The organism is Burkholderia sp. Bp9143 (assembly GCF_003853645.1).
Taxonomy (GTDB): Bacteria; Pseudomonadota; Gammaproteobacteria; order Burkholderiales; family Burkholderiaceae; genus Burkholderia.
Genome location: NZ_QTPO01000059.1, coordinates 23040 through 44641, shown reverse-complemented (window position 1 = coordinate 44641; position 21602 = coordinate 23040). Strand labels below are relative to the sequence as shown.

Genomic DNA, 21602 nt, shown 5'->3' with positions numbered 1-21602 from the left:
TCGGCGTGTGCGCGCGGTCGCGCCGGCGGGCGGCGTCAGTCGAACTCGTGCTGCCGCGCGTCGGCCTCGAGCGGCGCGTCGTGGTAGCCGACGGTCGCGATCTCGTGCAGATAGCGCTCGAGAAAGGCGCCGATCGACCCGGCTTCCTCGTACTGATGCACATGGCGGAATTCGTGCGTGAGCAGGCGTCGCGTGTCATGGCCGCGCAGCACGAACACCGCATGGCCGAGCGTGAGGCCGATCGTTCCCGGCGACAACAGGCCGGTGTCGCGCGCGATCGCGCCCAGCGCCGGCGTGTCGGGGAACGGCAGCCGGTCGGCGACCACGACGCGGATCCGGTCCGGCTGGGCGACGCCCACGGTACGCGCGTCGTCGGCCTGCGCGGGCGTCAGCGGCACGCCCTGCGCGAGCCCGTGGGCCGCCTGCGCGTCGGCCCACGCGACGGCGTCGGGCAACGCGGACGGCAGGATGTCGGCGAGATCGATCATCGTGGCGGCTCCTCGGGTCGGGACGGTGCAATCGGGCACCAGTTTATCTCTGAATCAGGACGGTCCGCGAGGCATGCCGCCCGCCCGACGGCGACCATTCCTCGGGAATACCCGCCCTATCTGGCCCTATCGCCTGTACCATTTCACGACGATTATTTCGCTTCAGGACACATTCGACATCCCGGTATCTCAAAAATTTCCCGCAGGTGCTCCATTTTTGGTTTCGGCGGAATATATTGGTCAGAAGAACGGCCGCGGCGACAACCGGCGGAACAGCCCGCGGCGTCATCCCGAAGAGGACCGCTAGATGATCAGGGTAATTCTGGCTGACGATCACGCAGTCATGCGCGACGGACTGCGTCACATCCTGGAAACGGCCGGCGGTTTCGAGATCGTCGGCGAGGCGAGCGACGGCGCGGCCACGCTCGCGCTGGCCGAACGTTGCGCCGCCGACGTGCTGCTGCTCGACCTGTCGATGCCCGCGCCGACTGGTATCGAGCTGATCCGGCTGGTCAGGACGCATGCGCCGTCGCTGCGCATGCTGGTGCTGACGATGCATGCGGAGACGCAGTACGCGGCACGCACGTTCAAGGCCGGCGCAACCGGCTACCTGACGAAGGACAGCGCGACCGCCGAGCTCGTCCAGGCCGTCACCAAGGTTGCGGCGGGCGGCGTGTACGTGAGCGCGTCGGCGGCCGAAAGCCTCGCGCGCACGTTGCGCGCCCCGGCTGAAATGCTGCCGCACGAGCGGTTGTCCGCGCGCGAACTCGACGTGATGCGCCGCATCGTCGCGGGCCAGACGGTCACGCGGATCGCGGCGGAACTCACGCTGAGCGCGAAGACGGTCAGCACCTACAAGACGCGCATCCTCGAGAAGATGGAACTGCCGCACGAAGCCGCGCTGGTGCGCTACGCGATGCGCCACGATCTCGACCTCGGCGTCGACGACGCATGATGCCCGCGTTCCGCTTCCGCTCCGCCGACACCGACGACGACGCGCCGGAACCGTCGCGCCTGTTCATGTCGTCGCTGCCGCCCGACCGACGCGAGCTGCGACTCGCGATCGCCACCGTGATCGTGTCGGCCGTGATCTTCGGCGTCCTCGCGCCATTCGCGGGCATGCCGCTCGCTCGCGTGTGGGGCTTCATTCCCGTGTACCAGTCGGCGATCGTCGTCAACGACATGGTGACGGCCGGCCTGCTGCTCGGCCAGTACGCGAACCTGCGCGAGAAATCGCTGCTCGCGCTCGCGGGCGGCTACCTGTTCACGGGCTTCATGGCCGGCACGCACATGCTGACCTTTCCGGGGCTGTTCTCGCCGACGGGCCTGCTCGGCGCGGGCGAACAGACCACCGCGTGGCTTTATCTGTTCTGGCACGGCGGATTTCCGCTGGCGGTCGCCGCGTATGTGCTGCTGCGCGTGGCGCCGCCCGCCCGCCCGCCATCGCTCGAGCAGCGCCACGCGGCGATCCCGATACTGCTTTGCATCATGTCGGCCGCGGGCGCGACTGTCGCGCTCGCGCTGCTCGCGACCGCCGGCCACGACCTGCTGCCGCGCATCATGCAGGGCAACCGAATGGCGTCGACGATGACGAACGCGATCGCGCTCGTCTGGGCGCTGAACCTTGCAGCGCTCGTGCTGACGTGGCGGCAGCGCCGCCATTCCGTGCTCGATCTGTGGGTGATGATCGTGCTCGTCGCCTGGCTGTTCGATATCGCGCTGTCGGCGATGCTGAATCACGGACGCTTCGACCTCGGCTTCTACGCGGGACGTACCTACGGACTCGTCGCGTCGAGCGTCGTGCTGTTCGCGCTGCTGTTCGAGAACGGCCGGCTGCATGCGCAGACCGTGCGCGCACTGGCCGGCGCGCGCTATCAGCACCTGCTCGTCATGCAGAAGAGCGCGCAACTCAACGAGGCGAACGAACGGCTCGAGCAGCGCGTCGCGGCGCGCACCGCGCAGTTGAGCGCGTCGAACCGCGACCTGCGGCGCGAAGTCGAGGAGCGCGTGCGCGCGGAGCGGGCGCTGCAGGCGTCGCGCGAGGAACTGCGCGAAGTCGCTGCGATCAGCGCGAGCGCACGCGAGGCCGAACAGCGCCGCATCGCGCGCGAACTGCACGACGAACTCGCGCAGACGCTCGCGACGCTGAAGAACGATCTCGAATGGCTGCTCGACCACGTGCCGCAGGACGACGCGCAGCTGGCGCGCAAGATCGCGGCGATGCATGCGCTCGCGCGCGGCGCGGTAACGGCGACGCGGCGCATCGCGTCCGACCTGCGTCCGCTGATGCTCGACGACCTCGGGTTCGCGGCCGCGATGCAATGGCTCGTGGAGGATTTCCAGCGCCGTCACGGCATGGCGTGCACGCTGCATGTCGAGCCGGGCGAATTGCAGCTCGACGAACCGTATGCGACGGCCGTGTTCCGCATCGCGCAGGAAGCGCTCGCGAACGTCGCGCGGCACGCGGCCGCGTCGAGCGCGACCGTGACGCTCGTGTACCTGGACGAGACGATCGCGCTGACGATTCGCGACGACGGTGCGGGCTTCGATCCCGGCGCGCCGCGCAAGTCGGGATCGTTCGGGCTGGTCGGGCTGCGCGAGCGCGCGTATCTCGTCGGCGGCACGCTGCGGATCGATACGACGCTCGGCGAAGGGACGACGGTGGAAGTGGATATTCCGGTGTCGTCCGCGCATGTGGCGCTCGCGCATGACGGACGGGGGACGTCGCGGACGGAGGGGTAAGGTTGAAGCAGCGGGGGCGGTATGCTGCCGCGAGGGCTGCACCCCGCTCCCGCCGCGCATCACGCCCGCGCCGCCACCATCCCCCGCTCCGAGCGCGTCCACGCGATGAGCGCGCCGATCCCGAGCAACGCGAGGCACACGATCGGCACGATCATCGGCCCGAACGCCGTGCCCGTCACCTTCCCCGCGAACGGCATCAGGTTCTGGCTGAAGAAGCCGCCGAGGTTGCCGATCGAGTTGATCGCCGCGACACTCGCCGCCGCACGCGCGCCGGTGAAGTAACGCGGCGGCATCGACCAGAAGCACGGATACAGCAGCGGGATGCACGCGCCGCCGAGCACCAGCGCGATGAAGCGCAGCGGCGTCGACGGCAGCACGAGGCTCAGCAGGAAGCCGAGCGCGCCGAGCGCCGCGACGATCGCGATCGTGCGCAGGATGCTCTTCGCGCGGCGCAGCTTCGACGGCAGCCACACCAGCAGCACCACCGCGAGCGCCCACGGCAGCATGCTCAGGAAGCCGTTCGTGCTGCTCGACACGCCGAACGATTTCACGAGCGTCGGCAGCCAGTACGTGACGCCGTACAGCGACGTCGACATCAGCATGTAGGTCGCCGCGAACAGCATCACGCGCGGATCGAGCAGCGCCTTCCACGGCTGCGCATGCTCGGCCTGCGCCGGCTTCTCGCGTTCGAGCGCGGCCGCGACGATCTGCTTCTCGCGTTCGTCGAGGAACGGCGCGTCGCGGAACGACGCCGGCAGCACGCGGAACACGACGATCGCGACGATCACGGCCGGGATGCCCGTCGCCACGAACACCCACTGCCAGCCCGCGAGCCCCCACACGCCGTTCAGGCTCAGCAGCACGCCGCCGACCAGCGAGCCGAGCATGTTCGCGAGCGCGCTGCCGAGCGTGAAGATGCCGAGCACCTTCGCGCGGTAGCTCTGCGGGAACCACAGCGTCAGGTAATAGATCACGCCCGGATAGAAGCCGGCCTCCGCGATCCCGAGCAGGAAGCGCAGCGAACAGAACGCGGGCATCGACGTCGTGAAGCCCATCAGCACGGTGATGAGGCCCCACGTCAGCATGATCCGCGCGAGCCACACGCGTGCGCCGTAGCGATGCAGCGCGAGCGTGCTCGGCACTTCGAACAGCAGGTAGCCGATGAAGAACAGCGACGACGCGAGACCGAACGCGGCCTCCGTCATCCCGAGGCTGTGCACCATCTGCAGTTTCGCGAAGCCGACGTTCTGCCGGTCGATGAACGCGATCAGGAACATCACGACGAGGATGGGCAGCAGGCGCCGCGCCATCTTCGACATGATGCGCTGCTCTTCGGCGGACGCGGGGTCCAGGGTTTCGGTGGCATTCACTGCGGGCTCCTCCGTGAATCGGTTGCTTGTCGGTTGAATCGGCGCCGCGCGCGACGCACGCGCGGGCGCGGTGGTATTCGATGAAAATGGGGTTCGGCGGCGGACGGCGGCGGTCAGCCGGTCCGGTAGTCGTCGAGCATCGGCGCGAACATCTCGTTCCACGTGCGCGGCTTCGCCTTGATCGTGCCGGCGAGATACAGGAATTCGACGTAGTCCATCAGCTGGTTCGGCCGCACCGAGAAACGCGTGTCCGGCGCGGCGAGCATCTGCATCACGTCGTCGTGCGACACGCCGACACCCGACGACGCCGCATACAGCGCGGCCGCCGCGCGCGGGTCCTGCGCGATCAGGCGGTTCGCTTCGTCGAGCGCGCCGAGGAACGCGGCGGCCAGCGCGGGCTCCGTATCGACGAGCCGCTTCGGCGCGAACACGACGTCGAGCGTCATCGGGCCGAGCACGTCGACCGAATTCACGACGCGATGAATGCCCGGCTGCCGCAATTCGAGCGTCGAGAACGGCGGCGACGTGAAGTGCGCGGTGACGCCGTTCTCGCGGCGGATCAGCGCCTGCATCGCCTGCGGATGCGGCAGGTTCACGGTGATCGAGTCGAGTTGCGCGAAATGCTTCGCGCCGAGCTGCCGGCTCGCGACCATCTGCAGCACGACCGCCGACAGCGACGTGCGGATGCCCGGCACCGCGATCCGGTCGGACGGCGTGAAGTCGCGCAGCGACGCGAGGCCCGGACGGTTCGCATTGAGCGACAGCGATGTGGTCGACAGTCCGCTGATGCCGATCACCTCGACGTTCGGAATCCCGCGCGCCCGCGCCCACAGCTCGATGAAGCCCGGTGCGCCGGCACCCGCGAAATCGAGCGTGCCGGCCATCATCGCGTCGTTGACGGAATTGCCGCCGTCGAGCAGCACCCAGTCGACCGCGACGTCGCGCAGGCCGTGCCTCGCCGCGTGCCGCTCGAACAGGCGCTGCTTCTCCATCACGAGCAGCGGCAGGTACAGCACGCCATAGCCTTTCGAAATCCGCACCGTGCGCGGCTTCGCGCGCACCAGCGACGGCGCGGCAAGCATGCCGAGGCCGGCGGCGAGCAACGCGCGGCGGCGCGGCGACGTCGTCATGCGCACGCCTCCGTGCACATGACGGCCAGCGGCAATGCGGCAGCCGGCGTCAGGCTTGGCCGTGCGTTCGGCCGCGCCTTCGTCGTGCCCGTGACATGCTGCATGTTGCCGTCTCCTCTGGTATTAATGCCGTCGTCGCTTGCTCCGGCTGAACACAGGTTATCGAGCGAGTCTGAGAAAATGCTGACATCCCGCCCTCGGGAAAACCCCTAACCCCTCTACCTGCAAACGGCACCATGCGCATTCTCGTCGTGGAGGACGATGCCGAAATCGGCGCGGCGATCCGCAGCCGCCTCGCGCGGCTCGGCCATGCCGCCGATCTCGAAACCGACGGCTCGACCGCGAACAGCCTGCTGCGCGTCGAGCGCTTCGATCTCGTCGTGCTCGATGCGAACCTGCCCGGCCTCGACGGCTTCGCGGTGCTGCGCAACCTGCGCGCGTCGGGCAGCACGACGCCGGTGCTGCTCGTCACCGCTCGCTCCGCGATCGACGACCGCGTGAGCGGACTCGGCCTCGGCGCCGACGACTATCTCGTGAAACCGTTCGACTACCGTGAGCTCGATGCGCGCGTGCAGGCGCTGCTGCGTCGCAACAGCGGCCATGCGAACGACGTGCTGACGCTCGGCGGCCTCGTGATCGACCGCAGCAGCCGGCTTGCCGAACTCGACGGCCAGCCGCTGTCGCTGTCGCGCCAGGAGTTCGCGCTGCTCGAGATTCTCGCGAGCCGACCGCAGCGGATCTTCTCGAAGGACGAACTGCTGAACCAGCTGTTCAGCTTCGGCAACGAGCCGACCGCGAACGCGGTCGAGCAATACGTGACGCGCGTGCGCAGGAAGCTGCAGGGCAGCTCGGTCGAGATCCGCACCGCACGCGGGATGGGGTATCAGATTGCCGCGCATTGACTGGTTCCCGAAGACGCTGTTCGGGCGCACGCTGCTGTTCATCGCGCTCGTCGTCGCGACCGGCGCGCTCGCGCTCGCCGCGATCGCGCGCTATTACGCGGGCGTCGCGGCCGAACGCGCATATGACCAGTTGCTCGCCGGCGCGTCGATCCAGGTGGCGGAGAACCTGTACGTGCAGGGCGGCGTGCTCGCGCTGAACCCGCCCGTCGCCGCGCTGTCGACGCTGTCGCGCTACGACCTCGTCTACTACAAGGTCGTCGATTCGCGCGGTGTCGTCGTGGCCGGCTACAACGATCTCGCGAGCCCCGCGACGCTCGCGGCCGCGAAACAGGGCCCGGCGTTCGCGAACGCCGTCTACCAGGGGCACCGGATCCGCACCGCGACCATCGCGCGCTACATGCCCGAGGAAAGCACGCCGGGCTGGGCACTCGTCACCGTTGCGCAGACAACCCATGCGCGACAGCAGCTGACGAACGACATGAGCATCAAGGTGTGGACGCTGATCCTGCTGATGAGCGTGCTGGCGATCGGCGCGAGCGGCCTCGCGATCCGGCGCGGGCTGCGGCCGCTCGCGCAGATCGGCACGATCATCGCCTCGCGCGACCCGGCCGACCTGCGGCCGGTGGCCGTCGATACGCCGAGCGAGATCGACGCGATCATCGGCTCGATCAACGGGCTGATGCGCCGGCTGGCCGAGCGGATCAACGCGATGCAGCGCTTCATCGCAGATGCGGCGCACCAGATGCGCACGCCGCTCGCGCGGCTCGACGCGCAAATCGAATTGCTCGACGGCGAAGCCGATCCCGCGCGTCATGCGGCGCGGCTCGATGCGTTGCGCGCGACCTGCTCGGATGTCGGCCGCCTCACGGGGCAGTTGCTCAATCATGCGATGGTGATCCATCGCATCGAGGCCGTGCCGCTGCAACCCGTCGACCTCGTCGCGCTCGCGAAGGACGTGCTCGGCCGCACGATTCCGCTTGCCGACGAACGCGATGTGGCCGTCGCGTTCGCGAGCGATGCACCGCATGCGTGGATCGACGGCGATGCGATCAGTCTGCAGGAGGCATTGTCGAACGTGCTGCACAACGCGCTGCTGCATGGACATGCGGACGATATCGTCGTGTCGGTCGCGACCGCCGGCAACGTCGATGATGCCGTGACGCTGACCGTCACCGACAACGGGCGAGGGATTCCGCGCGAACATTGGGATGCGGCGTTGCAGCCCTTCGTGCGGATCGCGCCGGACGGCAGCGAGCGCCGCACGGGGTCGGGGCTCGGGCTCGCGATCGTGCAGGAGGTGATGAAGGCGCACGGTGGGCGCGTCGGGTTCGCGTTTCCCGATGCGGGCGGGTTTGCGGTGGTGCTGATGTTTCCGCGGCCGGTGACGACGCGCGCGGACGAAGCATAGGCTGCCGGAGAATCCGCCGTACAACCAGTCGCACGGCGGATAGTCCGCCGCGCAGTGCGGATTCAGCCGTTCGACGTGGAACGGGTCAACATGACGCGCCATCCCGTGGCGTTCGATGTGTGGGGCGCGTCGATCTACCCTGAGTTGCACCGCGCGTCGTGCTTTTCGCTACGCCTTGTGCGTCGACAACAAAATACTCGTCTCCGTATTCGCGATCCCGTCGATCAACCGGATCGCGCCGAGCACGCGATCGAAATGCTCGAGCGAATCGGCGTGCAGCTCGGCGACCAGATCCCAGCGCCCGTTGGTACTGTGGATCGACGCGACGTTCGGATGCCCGCGCAGCACCTTCACCACTTCCGCGCCGCGATTGCCCTGCACCGCGATCGACATCAGCGCGCGGATCCGGTGCCGCTCCGCCGCCGGCTTGAGCCGCACCGTATAGCCGACGATCACGCCGTTCTTCTCCAGCCGCGTCAGCCGGTTCTGCACGGTCGCGCGTGCGACGCGCAACGCCTTCGCGAGGGCGACGACAGGCATTCGCGCGTTGTCCCGCAGCAGCGCGATGAGCTGCCGGTCGACGTCGTCGAGCGTAATCATGAGCGAACCTTCCTGTTGAACGTGAGCCGGCCGCCAGCGTGCCGGACGGCGTGCATTCCGACTAGTGCAAATCGTACAAACTGCCGTATCTTGCCAGCAATTTGCCAAGTCTATCGATAAATCTGCCAGTTTTGCCGTCTTTTTGTTGGCTCGACTCCCGGAAATAATGACTCCATCGACCGGCTGCACACGCCGCGACACCGCTTTTGATGGAGCCGGGGCCCGGGCCGAAGCGCCCGCCCCGGTCGACCAGGACGCCTGGACACCCGTACCGGCAAAAATTGGAGACAGACCGATGACCCGCTTCCTCGACGTTCCCGCCACCGCCCGACTGATCGCCAAGACTGGCGTCACGCCGTTCCTGCGTGAGCTCGTCGACACGCTGCGCGCCGATTACCTGCAATGGGCCGACTTCGACAAGTCGCCGCGCGTCGCCTGCCATTCGCGCGACGGCGTGATCGAGCTGATGCCCGTCGCGAACGCGTCGCTGTTCGCGTTCAAGTACGTGAACGGCCACCCCGTCAACGCCGCGCGCGGGATGCACACGGTGATGGCGTTCGGCGCGCTCGCCGAAGTCGACACCGGCTACCCGCTGCTGCTCGCCGAACTCACGCTGACCACCGCGCTGCGCACCGCCGCGACGTCGGTGCTGGCCGCGCAGGCACTCGCCCGCCCCGACTCGCGCACGATGGCGCTGATCGGCAACGGCGCGCAGAGCGAATTCCAGGCGATCGCGTTCCACACGCTGCTCGGCATCGAGGAGATCCGCGTGTTCGACGTCGATCCGCAAGCAACCGACAAGCTCGTGCGGAACCTCGCCGCGTATCCGGCGCTGCGCGTCGTGCGCGCCGCGTCGACCGCCGACGCCGTGCGCGGCGCCGACATCGTGACGACCGTCACCGCCGACAAGGCGTACGCGACGATCGTCACGGCCGACATGATCGAGCCCGGCATGCACCTGAACGCGGTCGGCGGCGATTGCCCGGGCAAGACCGAACTCGAGGCGGGCGTGCTGCAGGCGGGCCGCGTGTTCGTCGAATTCGAGCCGCAGTCGCGTATCGAGGGCGAGATCCAGCAGATGCCGGCCGACTTCCCGGTGACCGAACTGTGGCGCGTGCTGCAGGGCGAGACGACCGGCCGCGAACGCGCGGACGAAGTCACGGTGTTCGACTCGGTCGGCTTCGCGCTCGAGGACTACTCGGCGCTGCGCTACCTGTACGCGCTCGCGCAGCAGCACAACGCGGGCGTCGAGATCGCGCTGATTCCGCCGGCCGTCGATCCGAAGAACCTGTTCGCGCTGATCGACGATCCGGCCGCGATCGCGCAGGGTCACGCGGCGTTCGTGACCGAAGCCGTCGCCGCGTTCGCGCGCTGATCGTCATCCCGGGCGGCCTGCGCGCCGCCCGGTTCCCCGCCTCTCGCCTCTACCGTTCATGAATCTCGTATCGATCCAGGCGCCGGCCGCCGTCGTGATGATCCGGCCGCACCGCTTCCTGCCGAACCCGCAGACCGCGGCCGACAACGCCTTCCAGCGCACCGCCGCCGACAGCGCGAACGACACGCCGTCGGTGTCGGCCGCCGCGCGCGACGAAGTCACGGCCGCCGCGCAGACACTCGCCAATGCAGGCGTGCGCGTGCACGTGTTCGACGACCAAGGCGAGCGCGACACGCCCGACTCCGTGTTCCCGAACAACTGGTTCTCGACCCATCCGGGCGGACATATCGCGCTGTATCCGATGGCCAGCGCGAACCGCCGCCGCGAGCGGCGCGCGGACATCGTCGAGATGCTGAAGGCCGAGTATCGCGTGCAGGACGTGATCGACTACTCGGGGCTCGAATACGACGACGTGTTCCTGGAAGGCACCGGCGCGATGGTGCTCGACCACGTCGCGCGGATCGCGTACACCGCGCGGTCGCGCCGCGCCGATCCGGTCGCGCTCGAACGCTTCTGCACGAACTTCAACTTCGAGCCGATCTGCTTCGATACGGCCGACGCGAACGGCAACCCGATCTATCACACGAACGTGATGATGAGCGTCGCCACCGAGTTCGCGATGGTCGGCCTCGACCTGATCGCCGACCGCCGGCGCCGCGACGAGATCGCGCAGCGCCTGAGCGAAACGGGCCGCACGGTGATCGCGCTCGATCACGCGCAGATCGCGAATTTCGCGGGCAATACGCTGGAACTGTCGTGCAAGGACGGGCGCGTGCTCGCGCTGTCTCGGCGTGCGTTCGACTGCCTCACCGGCGACCAGCGCGCGACGATCGAACGCTCCGCGCGGCTGCTGCCGCTCGACGTGCCGACGATCGAACTGGCCGGCGGCTCGGTGCGCTGCATGCTCGCGGGGATTCATCTCGCGCGGCGCACGGCAGCAAATGACGTAAAGGAAATCGAATCGGTGGAGCGGCAACGCGAACCGGTGTCGCACACCTGAGAGGACATACCGCGGCGGACGGTCCGGCCTGGCCGGACGATGCTTCGATCTGCAAACGAGATCGAAGCATCCCGCCTTTCAATCAACCGGCCAGCAGCTTCAACCCGGCCGGCAGCGTTTCGCCGAACACGCGCGCCGTGTCGGCTTCGTCGAACGCAATCGCCTCGCGCACCATGTCGATCCACGCGGCCGACACATTCGCGGCCGACAGACGCTTGATCACCGCCTCACGTGTTTCGTCCGGCAAATCGCGTTCGCGGTCGCCCGTCATCCGCGCGATTTGCGCGACCGCGAATGCCGCGGGTTCGACGTGCTTCCAGTCCAGCGCGAACAGCGCGTCGAGCCAGCGGTTCGCGACGTCGGCCGGCACGACGTTGTGCGCGCTGCCGTAGAACGGCCGCCGCGCACCGATCCGCCCGAGCGCCCACGCGCACAGCGTGCGCTCGGCCGGCTTCTGCAATTGCACGATCAGACGCTCGGCCAGTTCCACCTTGCGCTCGACCGGCAATCGTTCGAGCGACGCGGACAAGCGCGTCATGTCCGCCGGGCCGACCTTGGCCGGGTCGAACGGCAGCTTGCGGCGCTTGTCGTCGGACGGTTCGAGGAACGCAATGGCGTCGCGCACCTGCGTCTGCGCATCGTCGTCGAGGCCGCCGGCCACGCGCCGCCACAGCGTCCACCACTCGGACCACACCTGCGCGTCGTTCACGTACTGAATCCCGTCGTCGAACAACGGCCACAGCTGCTCGATGCGCCACGCATCGAGCGGATGGCCGAAGCCCGGGCGCAGGCAATAGCCGGCAAGGTTCAGCCACGCACGTTCGTGATCGGCCGAACGCCGCCGGCGACGCGCACGCGCGAGCAACGCGTCGAACAGTTCGCGCGCGAGCGCGACGTCCCACTCGTCGCGCGGGCCGAGCACCTGTTCAAGTTGCGCGCGCAACCGTCGCGTGTCCTTCGGCGTGACGTCCGCGGCCTTGCTGCCGAACGAGCGATCGATCAACTCGATCGCGTGGTCGAGACGCGGATGGCGCGCGAGCGCGGCGTCGTCACCCCGTGCGGGCGCATCGCCGCGCAACTGGAATTCGAGCCGCCAGCGGCGCGATGCATCGTCGGTCGCGATGCAGTGCATTTCGAGCGTGCCGACCTCGGTCAGCGACGCGGTGAGTTTCACCGGCGTTTCGCGCGCGTCGCCGCCGGCTTGCCGGTCGACGACCGTCGCGATCGGCGGCAGCCGCACGAAATCGCCGCCGTCCAGGTCGACGAGATCGCCGGGCCGGTACGCGGTTTCGGCTACCGTCGACACGAGGTGGAAACGCACCGGCTGCCCGAGCTGCAGCGCGAACGTGCGCTCCTCGAGCCGGATCTCGCGGCCTTCCTCGGCGCCGCGCGGCAGCAGGCAGACGCCGCGCGGGGCCGCGTCGCCGTCACCATCGTCGAGCACGAGGAAGTAACTGCGCGCGGAGCCGCCGCCGATGCGCGGCGCATGCCCCGCCCGCGCAAGCCCGTAGGCCACCGCGCCGCGCGCGACCGCCACGTCCGGATGCGCGTTGTGCAGCACGTCGAGCGGCGCGCCGCGCCATGCGCCGAGCGTCTGCGCGAGACGGCCGGCGAGCGCGCCCGCGCGGAACACGCCGCCGTTGAGCAGCAGCGTATCGGGTAGCGGGCCTTCCGCATGACGATTCAGGAATGCGGCGACGTGGCGCGTGACGGCCGGGTCGCTCGCATACGGCAAGCCGAATTCGACGATCGCGGCCCGCGCGCGGCGCGGCAGCTCGCCGGCCTCGACCTGCGGAAAGAAGCCGTCGACGACGATCTGCTCGACCTCCTGCCGCGTCAGCTCGGCCGAGCGCGCGCCGCCGACGAGCTTGCTGCCCGCGCCGAGCAGCGTCACGGTGACGGACGCCGGCGCGTCGTCGCCGAGCAGCCGCTCCTTCGCGGCACGGCAGCGCTCGACGAGCTGCGACAGGCTCGCGGCCGACAGCCGCGTGCCGGGCTCGGTCAGCCGCGTCTCGACCAGGCGCGCGAGCGCGAGGTCCATGTTGTCGCCGCCGAGCATCAGGTGATTGCCGACGCCGACGCGCGTGAAGGCCGGTTCGCCGTCGTCGCCGGGCGCGACGTCGACCAGCGTGAGATCGGTCGTGCCGCCGCCGACGTCGCAGATCAGCACGCGGCGCGCCGCGGCGAACGTGTCGCGCAACGTCGCGCGCTGGCCGTACAACCAGTCGTAGAACGCGGCCTGCGGCTCCTCCAGCAACCGCAGCGCCGGCAGTTTCGCGCGTTTGGCCGCCTCGACCGTCAATGCGCGCGCGCCATCGTCGAACGACGCCGGCACCGTCAGGATGACGTCCTGCTTCGCGAGCGGCGCATCGGGAAAGCGTGCATTCCACGCGGCACGCACGTGCGCGAGATAGCTCGCGCTCGCGTCGACCGGCGACACCTTGTCGACGCCGTCGGCCGCGCCCCACGGCAGGATCGCCGCGAGCCGGTCGACCGATGCGTGGGACAGCCAGCTCTTCGCGCTGGTGACGAGCCGCCCCGGCACCTGCGCACCGAGCGTGCGCGCATAACGGCCGATCACGGCCGGCGGCGCTTCGGCGGCGGCCGCGCCGGCCTTCGAATCAGACGCCCACGGCAGGCGCAGCGCGTCCGGCGGCAGCTCGCCCGCCGCCGGGTGATAGCGCACCGACGGCAGCAGCGGCTGCGCGGCCACCGCGCCGGGGCCGACCAGCTGCTCGACGTCGAACACACGGATCGCGTCGGAGCCGGCCTCGACGTATGCGACGACCGTGTTGCTCGTGCCGAGGTCGATGCCGACCGTATAGCGCTTCATCGCGCTCAGGCGGCGCCGCGCACGTCGAACTCGACCTTCCAGCGCTCGTTCGTGCCGCTCGGGATCGCCTCGAGTTCGAGCGTGCCGGCTTCGGTCACGCGCGCATGCAGCTTCACCGGCACGACCTCGCCGACCGTACGCCCTTCGGCGGGCAGCGTGGCCTGGATTTCCTCGAGCTCCTGCAGCTCTTCCGGCGACCAGTAGTCGAGCAGCGTGCCGACCTGATCCTGACGGCGCACCGACGACCCGAAGAAACGGAACTGCACCGGTTCGCCGACGACGAGGCCGAACTCCTGCGGCGGCAGCGCCGCGTCCGAGCCTTCCTCCATCCCGAACGGCGCGACGCACAGCGCCTGCACCGGCGGCTCCAGCCCCGGCACCGCGGGCATCGCCGACTCGATCGCGACGTAGTACGCACGCGCCGTGCCGCCGCGAATGCGCACGCCGCGGCCGCGCTTCACGTAGCCGTAGTACGCCGCGCCGCGCGCGACGGCCAGATCGAGGTCCGCGCCTTCGAGCAGGCGCGCGGGCGGCGCGCCTTCGGCTGCGAGCCAGCTGTTGAGCGTATCGAGCACGCGCTGCGTGAGCAGCGTCGACTTGAACACGCCGCCGTTGAACAGCACCGCGGTCGGATGCAGAAACGTCGCGCCCTGCGGCAGCGTGCGCTGCACGCCTTCGAGCGTGTCGAGCGCCGCGACCTGGCGGCCGAGGAACGCCGCGAGGTGGCGCGTGATGCCCGCGTCCTGCGCATACGGCAGGCCGAGCTGCGTCAGGCCGACGCGCGCGCGGCTCACCGGACGCGCCGCCGCGTCGACTTGCGGGAAGAAGCCTTCGAGGATCGTCTGCGTGAGTTCCGCGCGCGTCAGTTCCGTGCGGATCGAGCCGCCGATCAGCTTCGAGCCGCGGCTCGGCACGACGAGCGGCACGGCGTCGGTCGTCGGATCGGACAGCAGCGTTTCCTTCGCGGCACGGCACGCGTACGTCAGTGCGCGCAATTGCCACGGATCGGCCTGCGTGCCCTGCTGCGCGAGCTTGCGCGCAACCACGTGCGCGAGCGCGAGGTCCATGTTGTCGCCGCCGAGCAGGATGTGCTCGCCGACCGCGACGCGATGCAGTTCCAGGTTGCCGTCGCGCTCGACCACCGCGATCAGCGACAGGTCGGTGGTGCCGCCGCCGACGTCCACGCACAGGATCAGGTCGCCGACCTGAACCTGCTTGCGCCAGCCGCCTTCGCTCTTCTGAATCCAGCTGTAGAGCGCCGCTTGCGGCTCCTCGAGCAGCGTCATCCGCGAGTACCCGGCGGCACGCGCGGCTTCCGCCGTCAGTTCGCGCGCGGCCGGGTCGAACGACGCGGGGATCGTGACCGTCACGTCCTGGTCGGCGAACGGCGCGTCGGGATGCGTGTGGTCCCACGCTTCGCGCAGGTGCGTCAGGTAGCGGATCGAGCTTTCCAGCGGCGACACGCGCGACACTTCGGGCGGCGCATCGCTCGGCAGGATCGCCGCGCGGCGATCGACGCCCGGGTGGCACAGCCAGCTCTTCGCGCTCGACACGAGGCGAATCGGCGTGCCCGCGCCGCGGGTGCGTGCCATTTCGCCGACCGCGAAGCCGCGCGAGGCCGTCCACGGCAGCGTCAGGTCGCCCTGCGTCAGCTCGCTTTCATGCGGAAGGTAGAGGAACGACGGCAGCAGGTCGCGCGACTCCAGCGCACCGGGCGCGGTCAGCTGCGCGATCGGCAGCACCTGCTGCGTGATCCTTTCGCCGTCGCTCGCGGCGCTGTCGACGTACGACAGCGCGCAGTGGGTCGTACCGAGGTCGATACCGATCGAATAGCGCGGATCGCTCACAGTTCCACCTCCGCCGGTGCGACCACCGATGCGTCGTGGCTGCCCGTCAGCTTCGGCAGACGCACGTCGGCCACGCGCCAGCCGCGATGGCTGACCGTGCCCGTGAACGGCGCGGCGCCGACCACGTTGCCCGTCACCCGCACGGCCGTCGCGTCGAAGCCGGCCGGCAGCGTCACGCGGCTGCCTTCGGCTTCATCGCGCACCGGCACGATCGTGAAGTGCTCGCGCAGCGCGGCGCGGCAGCCGTCGTGCACGAGGCGGGCGGCGGCGCCGATGTCGGCGTCCGCATAGCCGGCGATGTCTTCCTCGACGAAGTCGATGAAGCGCGCATCGCGCTGCAGCAGGCCGAGCAGTTGCAGCGCGGCTTGCGGGCTCGCTTCGCGCAGCTCGGGGGCCGGCGCCTTCACGGGCGCGGGCGCGGGTGACGGGGCCGCGGCGGGCGCCGGCGCAGCCGGTGCCGGGGCGACCGGTGCCGGGGCGCCGTCGCGCACGCGCAGCACGCCGGCCGCGAACTCGCGGTTGCCGAGCACGGAGAAGAACGTGCCGACGGCCAGCGACAGCCGGCCGAAGAAGGACAGGTTGGATTCGGGCATGGGGTCTGGACTCCTGTGGGCTCGCGACACGGCGAGCATCTTGCCTGGGCGCCCGGCGGCGGCGTGCGATTGCGCACTGCCGCCGCCCGGCGCGTGATTCGGGCGCGCCCTCTCGGGTGCGGAAAACCCGTATTTTGCCCTGTGGCGGGCGAACCGGGCAGAAGTTGGGGGACAGAACACAACGGCGCGCGGATTTCGCCCCCGCCGGATTACGTCGGACTGCCGGCTAGTTGCCGTCGGCCGCGATGTTGCGGCGCGTCAGCGCGGCTTGCGGCGGCGCGCCGCCTTCGCCTCGAAATCGCGCGACAGCATGCCGAGCGTGACCTCGCCGAAGCGCGCGAGCAGCACCGCCTCGGCCTCCTTCAGCGTGGCCGACAGATGCGCGTTGACCGCCTGTTCGACCAGGCACTCGGGCGCATCCTCGGCCACCAGGTCGGAAAACACCGGCGGCTCGCCCACCGCCCGATAGACGTCGAGCAGCGTGATGTCGTCCAGCGCGACGCTGAGCGCCCAGCCGCCGCCGTGGCCTTTCTCCGACTGCACGTAGCCGCAGTCGCGCAGCCCGCCGAGCAGACGCCGCACGACCACCGGATTCGTGCACAGCATCGCCGCGATCGCCTCCGACGTCAGCGGGCCGTCGGCCTGGTCCATGTGGATCAGCGCATGCAGCATGCGCGACAAACGGCTGTCGGTTCTCACGGACGGGTTGCTCCCACTCTCGAAACTCATGAAGTTGCATGAATGATACCATCGACCTATCATGCAACTTCTCGTGTTTCATGAGTTGACCGCCATTGGAGCACGTTCTTCGCTTGATACGGATTCGGGAACGCTCAGGAAAGGAGTGAACACATGCAGAACCCTCATGAAGTGATCGTGATCGGCGGCAGCTTTGCCGGGCTGTCGGCCGCGATGCAACTGGCGCGCGCGCGACGGCGCGTGCTCGTGATCGATGCCGGGCGGCCGCGTAATCGTTTCGCCGAACATGCGCACGGATTTTTCGGGCAGGACGGCAAGCCGCCGGCGCGGATCGTCGCCGACGCCGCCGCACAACTCGCGGCCTATCCGACCGTGCGGCGGATCGCCGGCGAGGCGCGCACCGCCGAGCGCGATGCGAGCGGCCGCTTTCACGTGACGCTGGCGGACGGCAGCCGCGCAAGCGCCGACCGGTTGATCCTCGCGACCGGCATCCGCGATGCGTTGCCCGCGCTGCCGGGGCTCGCGCAACGCTGGGGCGTCAGCGTGCTGCATTGTCCGTATTGCCATGGATACGAGGTGTCGGGCCGCCAACTCGGCGTGCTGGCCACGCATCCGCTTTCGGTGCATCAGGCGATCCTGATTCCGGACTGGGGGCCGACGACGTGGTTCACGCAAGGCGTGGTCGAAGCGAACGAAGAGGAAACCGCGTTGCTCGACGCACGTGGCGTACGTATCGAACGGTCGCCGGTCGTTGAAATCCTCGGCGACGCGCCGCGGATCGAAGCGCTGCGGCTCGCCGACGGGCAAGTCGTGCCGATCGATGCGCTGTTCATCGGCGCGCGGACGGAGATGGCGAGCGATCTCGCGCAACAGCTCGGCTGTGCGTTCGACGAAGGGCCGCTCGGTTCGGCGATTCGCGTCGATACGTGGAAGCAGACGAGCGTTCCCGGCGTGTTCGCCGCCGGCGATGCGTCGAGCCTGATGACCAATGCGACGTTCGCATCGGCGTCGGGCGTGGCGGCCGGGGTCGGCGCGCATCGGTCGTTGATTTTCGGGCTCGATGCGTGACGCAGGTGAAGCCGCATGCTGCGTGATGCCGCATCCCCCCTTCTTCGAGGCATCGTTCACGTCGATCTACACACGCGCTTGTCGATATCCATCGCCGCATCGATGGATTCGCCCCGCGATGTGATGTTTAATGCTCGGCAACGCCAGCATTAAGAGACATGCAATGCTCGACCTCGACGACCTTCGACTCGTTCGCGCGATCGGCGCGTCGCGCTCATTGGCATCCGCCGCTCGATTGCTCGACCTCACCCCGCCCGCGGTCACGATCCGCCTGCAGCGGATGGAGGCGAGGCTAAACGTCCGGCTCGCCGTGCGACAGCCGAAAGGGATCGCGTTGACCGACGAAGGTCAGCGGCTGTATCAGGAAGCCATCGGGATTCTCGAGCGCGTCGAAACACTGCAGGCCAACATCTCCGGCGACCACGGCGACGTGCAGGGCACGCTGCGCGTCGTCGCGCCGTTCGGCTTCGGGCGCAAGTACGTCGCGCGGATCGTGCGTGACGTGCAGCGCGCGCATCCGAAGCTCGAAATCTCGCTGCACCTGTCGGAGAGCCCGCTGACCAGCGCGTCGGGGGCCGACGTGGTCGTCCATGTCGGCAGCCTGAAGTCGTCGTCGTGGATCGGCTATCCGCTCGCGCCCAACGAGCGCTTCCTGTGCGCGAGCCCCGGCTATGCGCGTCGCATCAAGGCACTGAATCATCCGTCCGACCTCACCCGCTACGATTGCCTGTGCCTGCGCGAAAACGACGAGGACATCCCGCGCTGGCGCTTCTCGCAAGCCGGGGATGGCAAAGGCGAATCCAGACGATCGGCGGTGATCCGCGTCACGGGCGCGCTGTCGTCGAACGACGGCACCGTCATCACCGACTGGGCACTGGCCGGGCTCGGCATCGTGGAGCGGTCCGAGTGGGACGTCGCGCCGCTGCTGGCGAACGGCAAGCTGGTCAGGCTGCTGCCCGACTGGCATCTGCCGCCCGCGCCCGTGACCGCGCTGCTGCCGTCGCGCACCGGCCGCTCCGCGCGGCAGCGGGTTTTCCTCGAAGCCGCTCGGCAGTTTCTCGATCCGCCGCCATGGCGCGGCAAGGCATGAACGGCTTTTCTGGGTTAAATACCGCTTAATGATCGATTTGGTACACGTTAAACACGTTGCTTGCCAAACGCCCTACAGTGTCCGTGTCGGCAACCCACCGGGACAACGCATCATGGGCATTCCTCCCCTCAACACCCCCGCCGCCTTGATCGACGTCGATCGCATGCGCGACAACATCGCGCGCATGCAGGCGCATCTCGACGCACTGGGCGTCAAGTTCCGGCCGCATGTGAAGACCACCAAGTGCCAGCACGTCGTCGACGCGCAGGTTGCGGCCGGCGCGCAGGGCATCACGGTGTCGACGCTGAAGGAAGCCGAACAGTTCTTCGCGAGCGGCGTGCGCGACATCGTCTATGCGGTCGGGATGATTCCCGCCAGGCTCGGCCAGGCGCTCGCACTGCGCCGGCAGGGCTGCGACCTGAAGATCGTCGCCGACAGCCTGCAGATCGCGAACGCCATCGCCGAATTCGGGCGCGCGCACGGCGAGCGCTTCGAAGTCTGGATCGAGGTCGACGTCGACGGCCACCGTTCGGGGATTCGACCCGACGACGACCTGCTGATCGACGTCGGCCGCGCGCTGGTCGACGGCGGCATGACGCTCGGCGGCGTGCTTGCTCACGCCGGATCCAGCTATGAATACGACACCCGCGACGCGCTGGTCGCGATCGCCGAACAGGAGCGCAGCCGGACCGTGCACGCCGCCGAGCGCCTCAGGGCGGCCGGCTTGCCGTGCCCGGTCGTGAGCATCGGTTCGACGCCGACCGCGCTGTCCGCGCAGCACCTCGACGGGGTGAAGGAAGTCCGCGCGGGCGTGTACGTGCTGTTCGACCTCGTGATGCACAACATCGGCGTGTGTGCGCTGTCCGACATCGCGCTGTCGGTGCTGACCACCGTCATCGGACACCAGGAAGAGAAAGGCTGGGCCATCGTCGACGCCGGCTGGATGGCGATGAGCCGCGATCGCGGCACGCAGCGGCAGGCGCGGGATTTCGGCTACGGGCAGGTGTGTACCGAAGACGGTGAAGTGCTCGGCGAGTACGTCATGAGCTCGGCCAATCAGGAGCACGGCATCGTATCTCGCAACGGTGCGCCCGACGCGGACATCGCGAAGCGGTTTCCGATCGGCACCCGTTTGCGGATCCTGCCGAACCACGCGTGCGCGACCGGTGCGCAACATCCGGAATACCACGCGCTGGGCGGCGACGGCACCGTGCAAGCCTGGCCGCGCTTCTACGGGTGGTAAGGATTGCGGGCGCAGTGGCCAGTGGTGCGGTGATGTGATGCGCCGACTTCCAACGGAGAAGCCGGCCACCGTACCCTCGTCCGCGTGGCATTGACTATTTGTCTAAATCTGTACAAACTATAAAACCGCGATTTGCACCGCACCCGACAGGCTCGCCCATCATGCCGACAGACGCCCAACTCCTTCTTCTCGACCGGGATGTCGTCGAACCGGCGCTTCAAGCCGAACAAGTGATGACCGCGGTCCGCGAAGCCTTCGTGCTGCATAGTCAACGCGCCGGACGCGTGTTCCCGGTCGTGCGCGAGAAGCTGCATACGGGCGGCGTGTTCGGCATCAAGTCGGGCGACGTCGCGAGTCAGGATCTGCTCGGCTTCAAGGCAGCGGGGTTCTGGCCCGGCAATCGGAGCCGGGGCGGCGAGCCGCACCAGGCGACGATCGCGCTGTTCGATCCGGCCACGGGCCGCCCGCTCTGCATCATGGATGGCAATGCGATCACCACCGCCCGGACCGGTGCGGCCGGCGGCCTCGGGCTGCAGGCGCTCGCCCGCCTCGACAGCACGCGCATCTGTGTATTCGGCACCGGCGTGCAGGCGCGCGTCCAGCTCGACTATGCGATCACGCTGCTGCCGCAACGGTGCTCGGTGCAGTACGTGAACGTCAGTGGCGAGCCCGATCCGGTGTTCGAATCGGCATTCCGCGAACGCTGCAACATCCGCGTCGCACGGGACCGGAACGATGCAGTGTCCGACAGCGACGTGGTCATCACGGCAACACCGGGCGGCGGCCCGCTGTTCGATGCGGATGCGGTTCAGCCAGGCACGCACCTGACCTGCGTGGGCGCGGATACCGCGGGCAAGCGCGAGCTTCCCGAACGCGTACTGGAGCGCGCGCGGATTTTCGTGGACGATCACGAGCAGGCGCGCAGCATCGGCGAGTGCCAGTGGGCGCCGGATTTGCCGCGCACGGAAATCGGTGACATCCTCGCTGGCGTTGCGTCGGTCAATCGTGCCCCGCACGAGATCACGGTATTCGACATGACCGGACTCGCGCTTCAGGACCTGACCGTCGCGCGCTTCCTGTATCGGCAGGCTGCCGAAAACGGCGCGGGACGTTCGATCCCGTGGCCGTGGTGAACGGCAACCGCGTGGTATCTT

Annotated in this window: 18 protein-coding genes; 10 read left to right on the top strand and 8 right to left on the bottom strand. The window is 68.8% G+C overall.

The genetic code is table 11. The features are described from left to right. Window positions 1-35: 35 nt before the first annotated feature. Window positions 36-488 (bottom strand): hypothetical protein, encoded by a 453-nt coding sequence (locus DIE23_RS33090; protein WP_124616301.1) that lies wholly within the window; start codon window positions 486-488, stop codon window positions 36-38. Window positions 489-795: 307 nt separating this feature from the next. Here DIE23_RS33090 and DIE23_RS33085 point away from each other — a divergent pair, with 307 nt between their 5' ends. Together DIE23_RS33085 and DIE23_RS33080 are read left to right on the top strand one after the other, a co-directional pair. Next, a complete protein-coding gene (locus tag DIE23_RS33085; protein WP_124616299.1) occupies window positions 796-1443 on the top strand; it encodes a response regulator transcription factor in 648 nt (215 codons plus the stop codon). After that, entirely contained in the window at window positions 1440-3230 is a 1791-nt protein-coding gene (locus tag DIE23_RS33080; RefSeq protein ID WP_124616297.1) for a sensor histidine kinase, read from the top strand. Before DIE23_RS33085 ends, DIE23_RS33080 begins: the two co-directional genes overlap by 4 nt. Window positions 3231-3289: 59 nt before the next feature. Here DIE23_RS33080 and DIE23_RS33075 read toward each other — a convergent pair whose 3' ends face one another. Together DIE23_RS33075 and DIE23_RS33070 are read right to left on the bottom strand one after the other, a co-directional pair. Beyond that, window positions 3290-4600 carry an MFS transporter gene (locus DIE23_RS33075; protein ID WP_124616295.1) on the bottom strand — a complete coding sequence of 437 codons (1311 nt, stop codon included), beginning with the start codon at window positions 4598-4600 and terminating at the stop codon, window positions 3290-3292. A gap of 113 nt (window positions 4601-4713) precedes the next feature. Continuing rightward, window positions 4714-5730: an ABC transporter substrate-binding protein gene (locus tag DIE23_RS33070; protein WP_124616292.1), complete on the bottom strand. Its 1017-nt coding sequence runs from the start codon at window positions 5728-5730 to the stop codon at window positions 4714-4716. Window positions 5731-5966: 236 nt separating this feature from the next. Here DIE23_RS33070 and DIE23_RS33065 point away from each other — a divergent pair, with 236 nt between their 5' ends. Together DIE23_RS33065 and DIE23_RS33060 are read left to right on the top strand one after the other, a co-directional pair. Continuing rightward, complete coding sequence (locus tag DIE23_RS33065) at window positions 5967-6632, top strand: response regulator transcription factor (protein WP_124616290.1); 666 nt, start codon at window positions 5967-5969, stop codon at window positions 6630-6632. Next, complete coding sequence (locus tag DIE23_RS33060; RefSeq protein ID WP_124616288.1) at window positions 6619-8040, top strand: sensor histidine kinase; 1422 nt, start codon at window positions 6619-6621, stop codon at window positions 8038-8040. Before DIE23_RS33065 ends, DIE23_RS33060 begins: the two co-directional genes overlap by 14 nt. Window positions 8041-8208: 168 nt before the next feature. Here the strand turns inward: DIE23_RS33060 and DIE23_RS33055 are convergent, their stop codons facing one another. Then, window positions 8209-8640 carry an Lrp/AsnC family transcriptional regulator gene (locus DIE23_RS33055; protein WP_044845386.1) on the bottom strand — a complete coding sequence of 144 codons (432 nt, stop codon included), beginning with the start codon at window positions 8638-8640 and terminating at the stop codon, window positions 8209-8211. Between the two features lie 295 nt (window positions 8641-8935). On the opposite strand from DIE23_RS33055, the gene DIE23_RS33050 reads away from it, so the two are divergent. Further along, entirely contained in the window at window positions 8936-10015 is a 1080-nt protein-coding gene (locus DIE23_RS33050) for an ornithine cyclodeaminase (protein ID WP_124616286.1), read from the top strand. 58 nt (window positions 10016-10073) lie between these two features. Beyond that, complete coding sequence (gene ctlX, locus DIE23_RS33045; RefSeq protein WP_124616284.1) at window positions 10074-11075, top strand: citrulline utilization hydrolase CtlX; 1002 nt, start codon at window positions 10074-10076, stop codon at window positions 11073-11075. Window positions 11076-11157: 82 nt separating this feature from the next. Here ctlX and DIE23_RS33040 read toward each other — a convergent pair whose 3' ends face one another. The 4 genes from DIE23_RS33040 to DIE23_RS33025 all read right to left on the bottom strand — a co-directional run bounded on the left by DIE23_RS33040 (window position 11158) and on the right by DIE23_RS33025 (window position 17047). Then, the gene (locus tag DIE23_RS33040) at window positions 11158-13908 is read right to left on the bottom strand and encodes an Hsp70 family protein (protein ID WP_124616282.1); all 2751 of its coding nucleotides are present in this window, start codon (window positions 13906-13908) and stop codon (window positions 11158-11160) included. A 5-nt stretch (window positions 13909-13913) separates the two neighbouring features. Next, window positions 13914-15755 (bottom strand): Hsp70 family protein, encoded by a 1842-nt coding sequence (locus tag DIE23_RS33035; protein ID WP_124616280.1) that lies wholly within the window; start codon window positions 15753-15755, stop codon window positions 13914-13916. After that, the gene (locus tag DIE23_RS33030; RefSeq protein WP_124616278.1) at window positions 15752-16348 is read right to left on the bottom strand and encodes a DUF2760 domain-containing protein; all 597 of its coding nucleotides are present in this window, start codon (window positions 16346-16348) and stop codon (window positions 15752-15754) included. Before DIE23_RS33030 ends, DIE23_RS33035 begins: the two co-directional genes overlap by 4 nt. A gap of 258 nt (window positions 16349-16606) precedes the next feature. Further along, window positions 16607-17047 (bottom strand): Rrf2 family transcriptional regulator, encoded by a 441-nt coding sequence (locus DIE23_RS33025; protein WP_059601208.1) that lies wholly within the window; start codon window positions 17045-17047, stop codon window positions 16607-16609. Between the two features lie 153 nt (window positions 17048-17200). Here DIE23_RS33025 and DIE23_RS33020 point away from each other — a divergent pair, with 153 nt between their 5' ends. The 4 genes from DIE23_RS33020 (at window position 17201) to DIE23_RS33005 (ending at window position 21581) form a co-directional block, all read left to right on the top strand. Further along, the gene (locus DIE23_RS33020) at window positions 17201-18115 is read left to right on the top strand and encodes an NAD(P)/FAD-dependent oxidoreductase (RefSeq protein ID WP_124616277.1); all 915 of its coding nucleotides are present in this window, start codon (window positions 17201-17203) and stop codon (window positions 18113-18115) included. Between the two features lie 163 nt (window positions 18116-18278). Continuing rightward, window positions 18279-19205 carry a LysR family transcriptional regulator gene (locus DIE23_RS33015; protein ID WP_124616275.1) on the top strand — a complete coding sequence of 309 codons (927 nt, stop codon included), beginning with the start codon at window positions 18279-18281 and terminating at the stop codon, window positions 19203-19205. A gap of 112 nt (window positions 19206-19317) precedes the next feature. After that, complete coding sequence (locus DIE23_RS33010) at window positions 19318-20448, top strand: DSD1 family PLP-dependent enzyme (protein WP_124616273.1); 1131 nt, start codon at window positions 19318-19320, stop codon at window positions 20446-20448. A 161-nt stretch (window positions 20449-20609) separates the two neighbouring features. Continuing rightward, window positions 20610-21581, top strand: a complete 972-nt coding sequence (locus DIE23_RS33005; RefSeq protein ID WP_124616320.1) for an ornithine cyclodeaminase family protein — start codon at window positions 20610-20612, stop codon at window positions 21579-21581. Window positions 21582-21602: the final 21 nt, after the last annotated feature.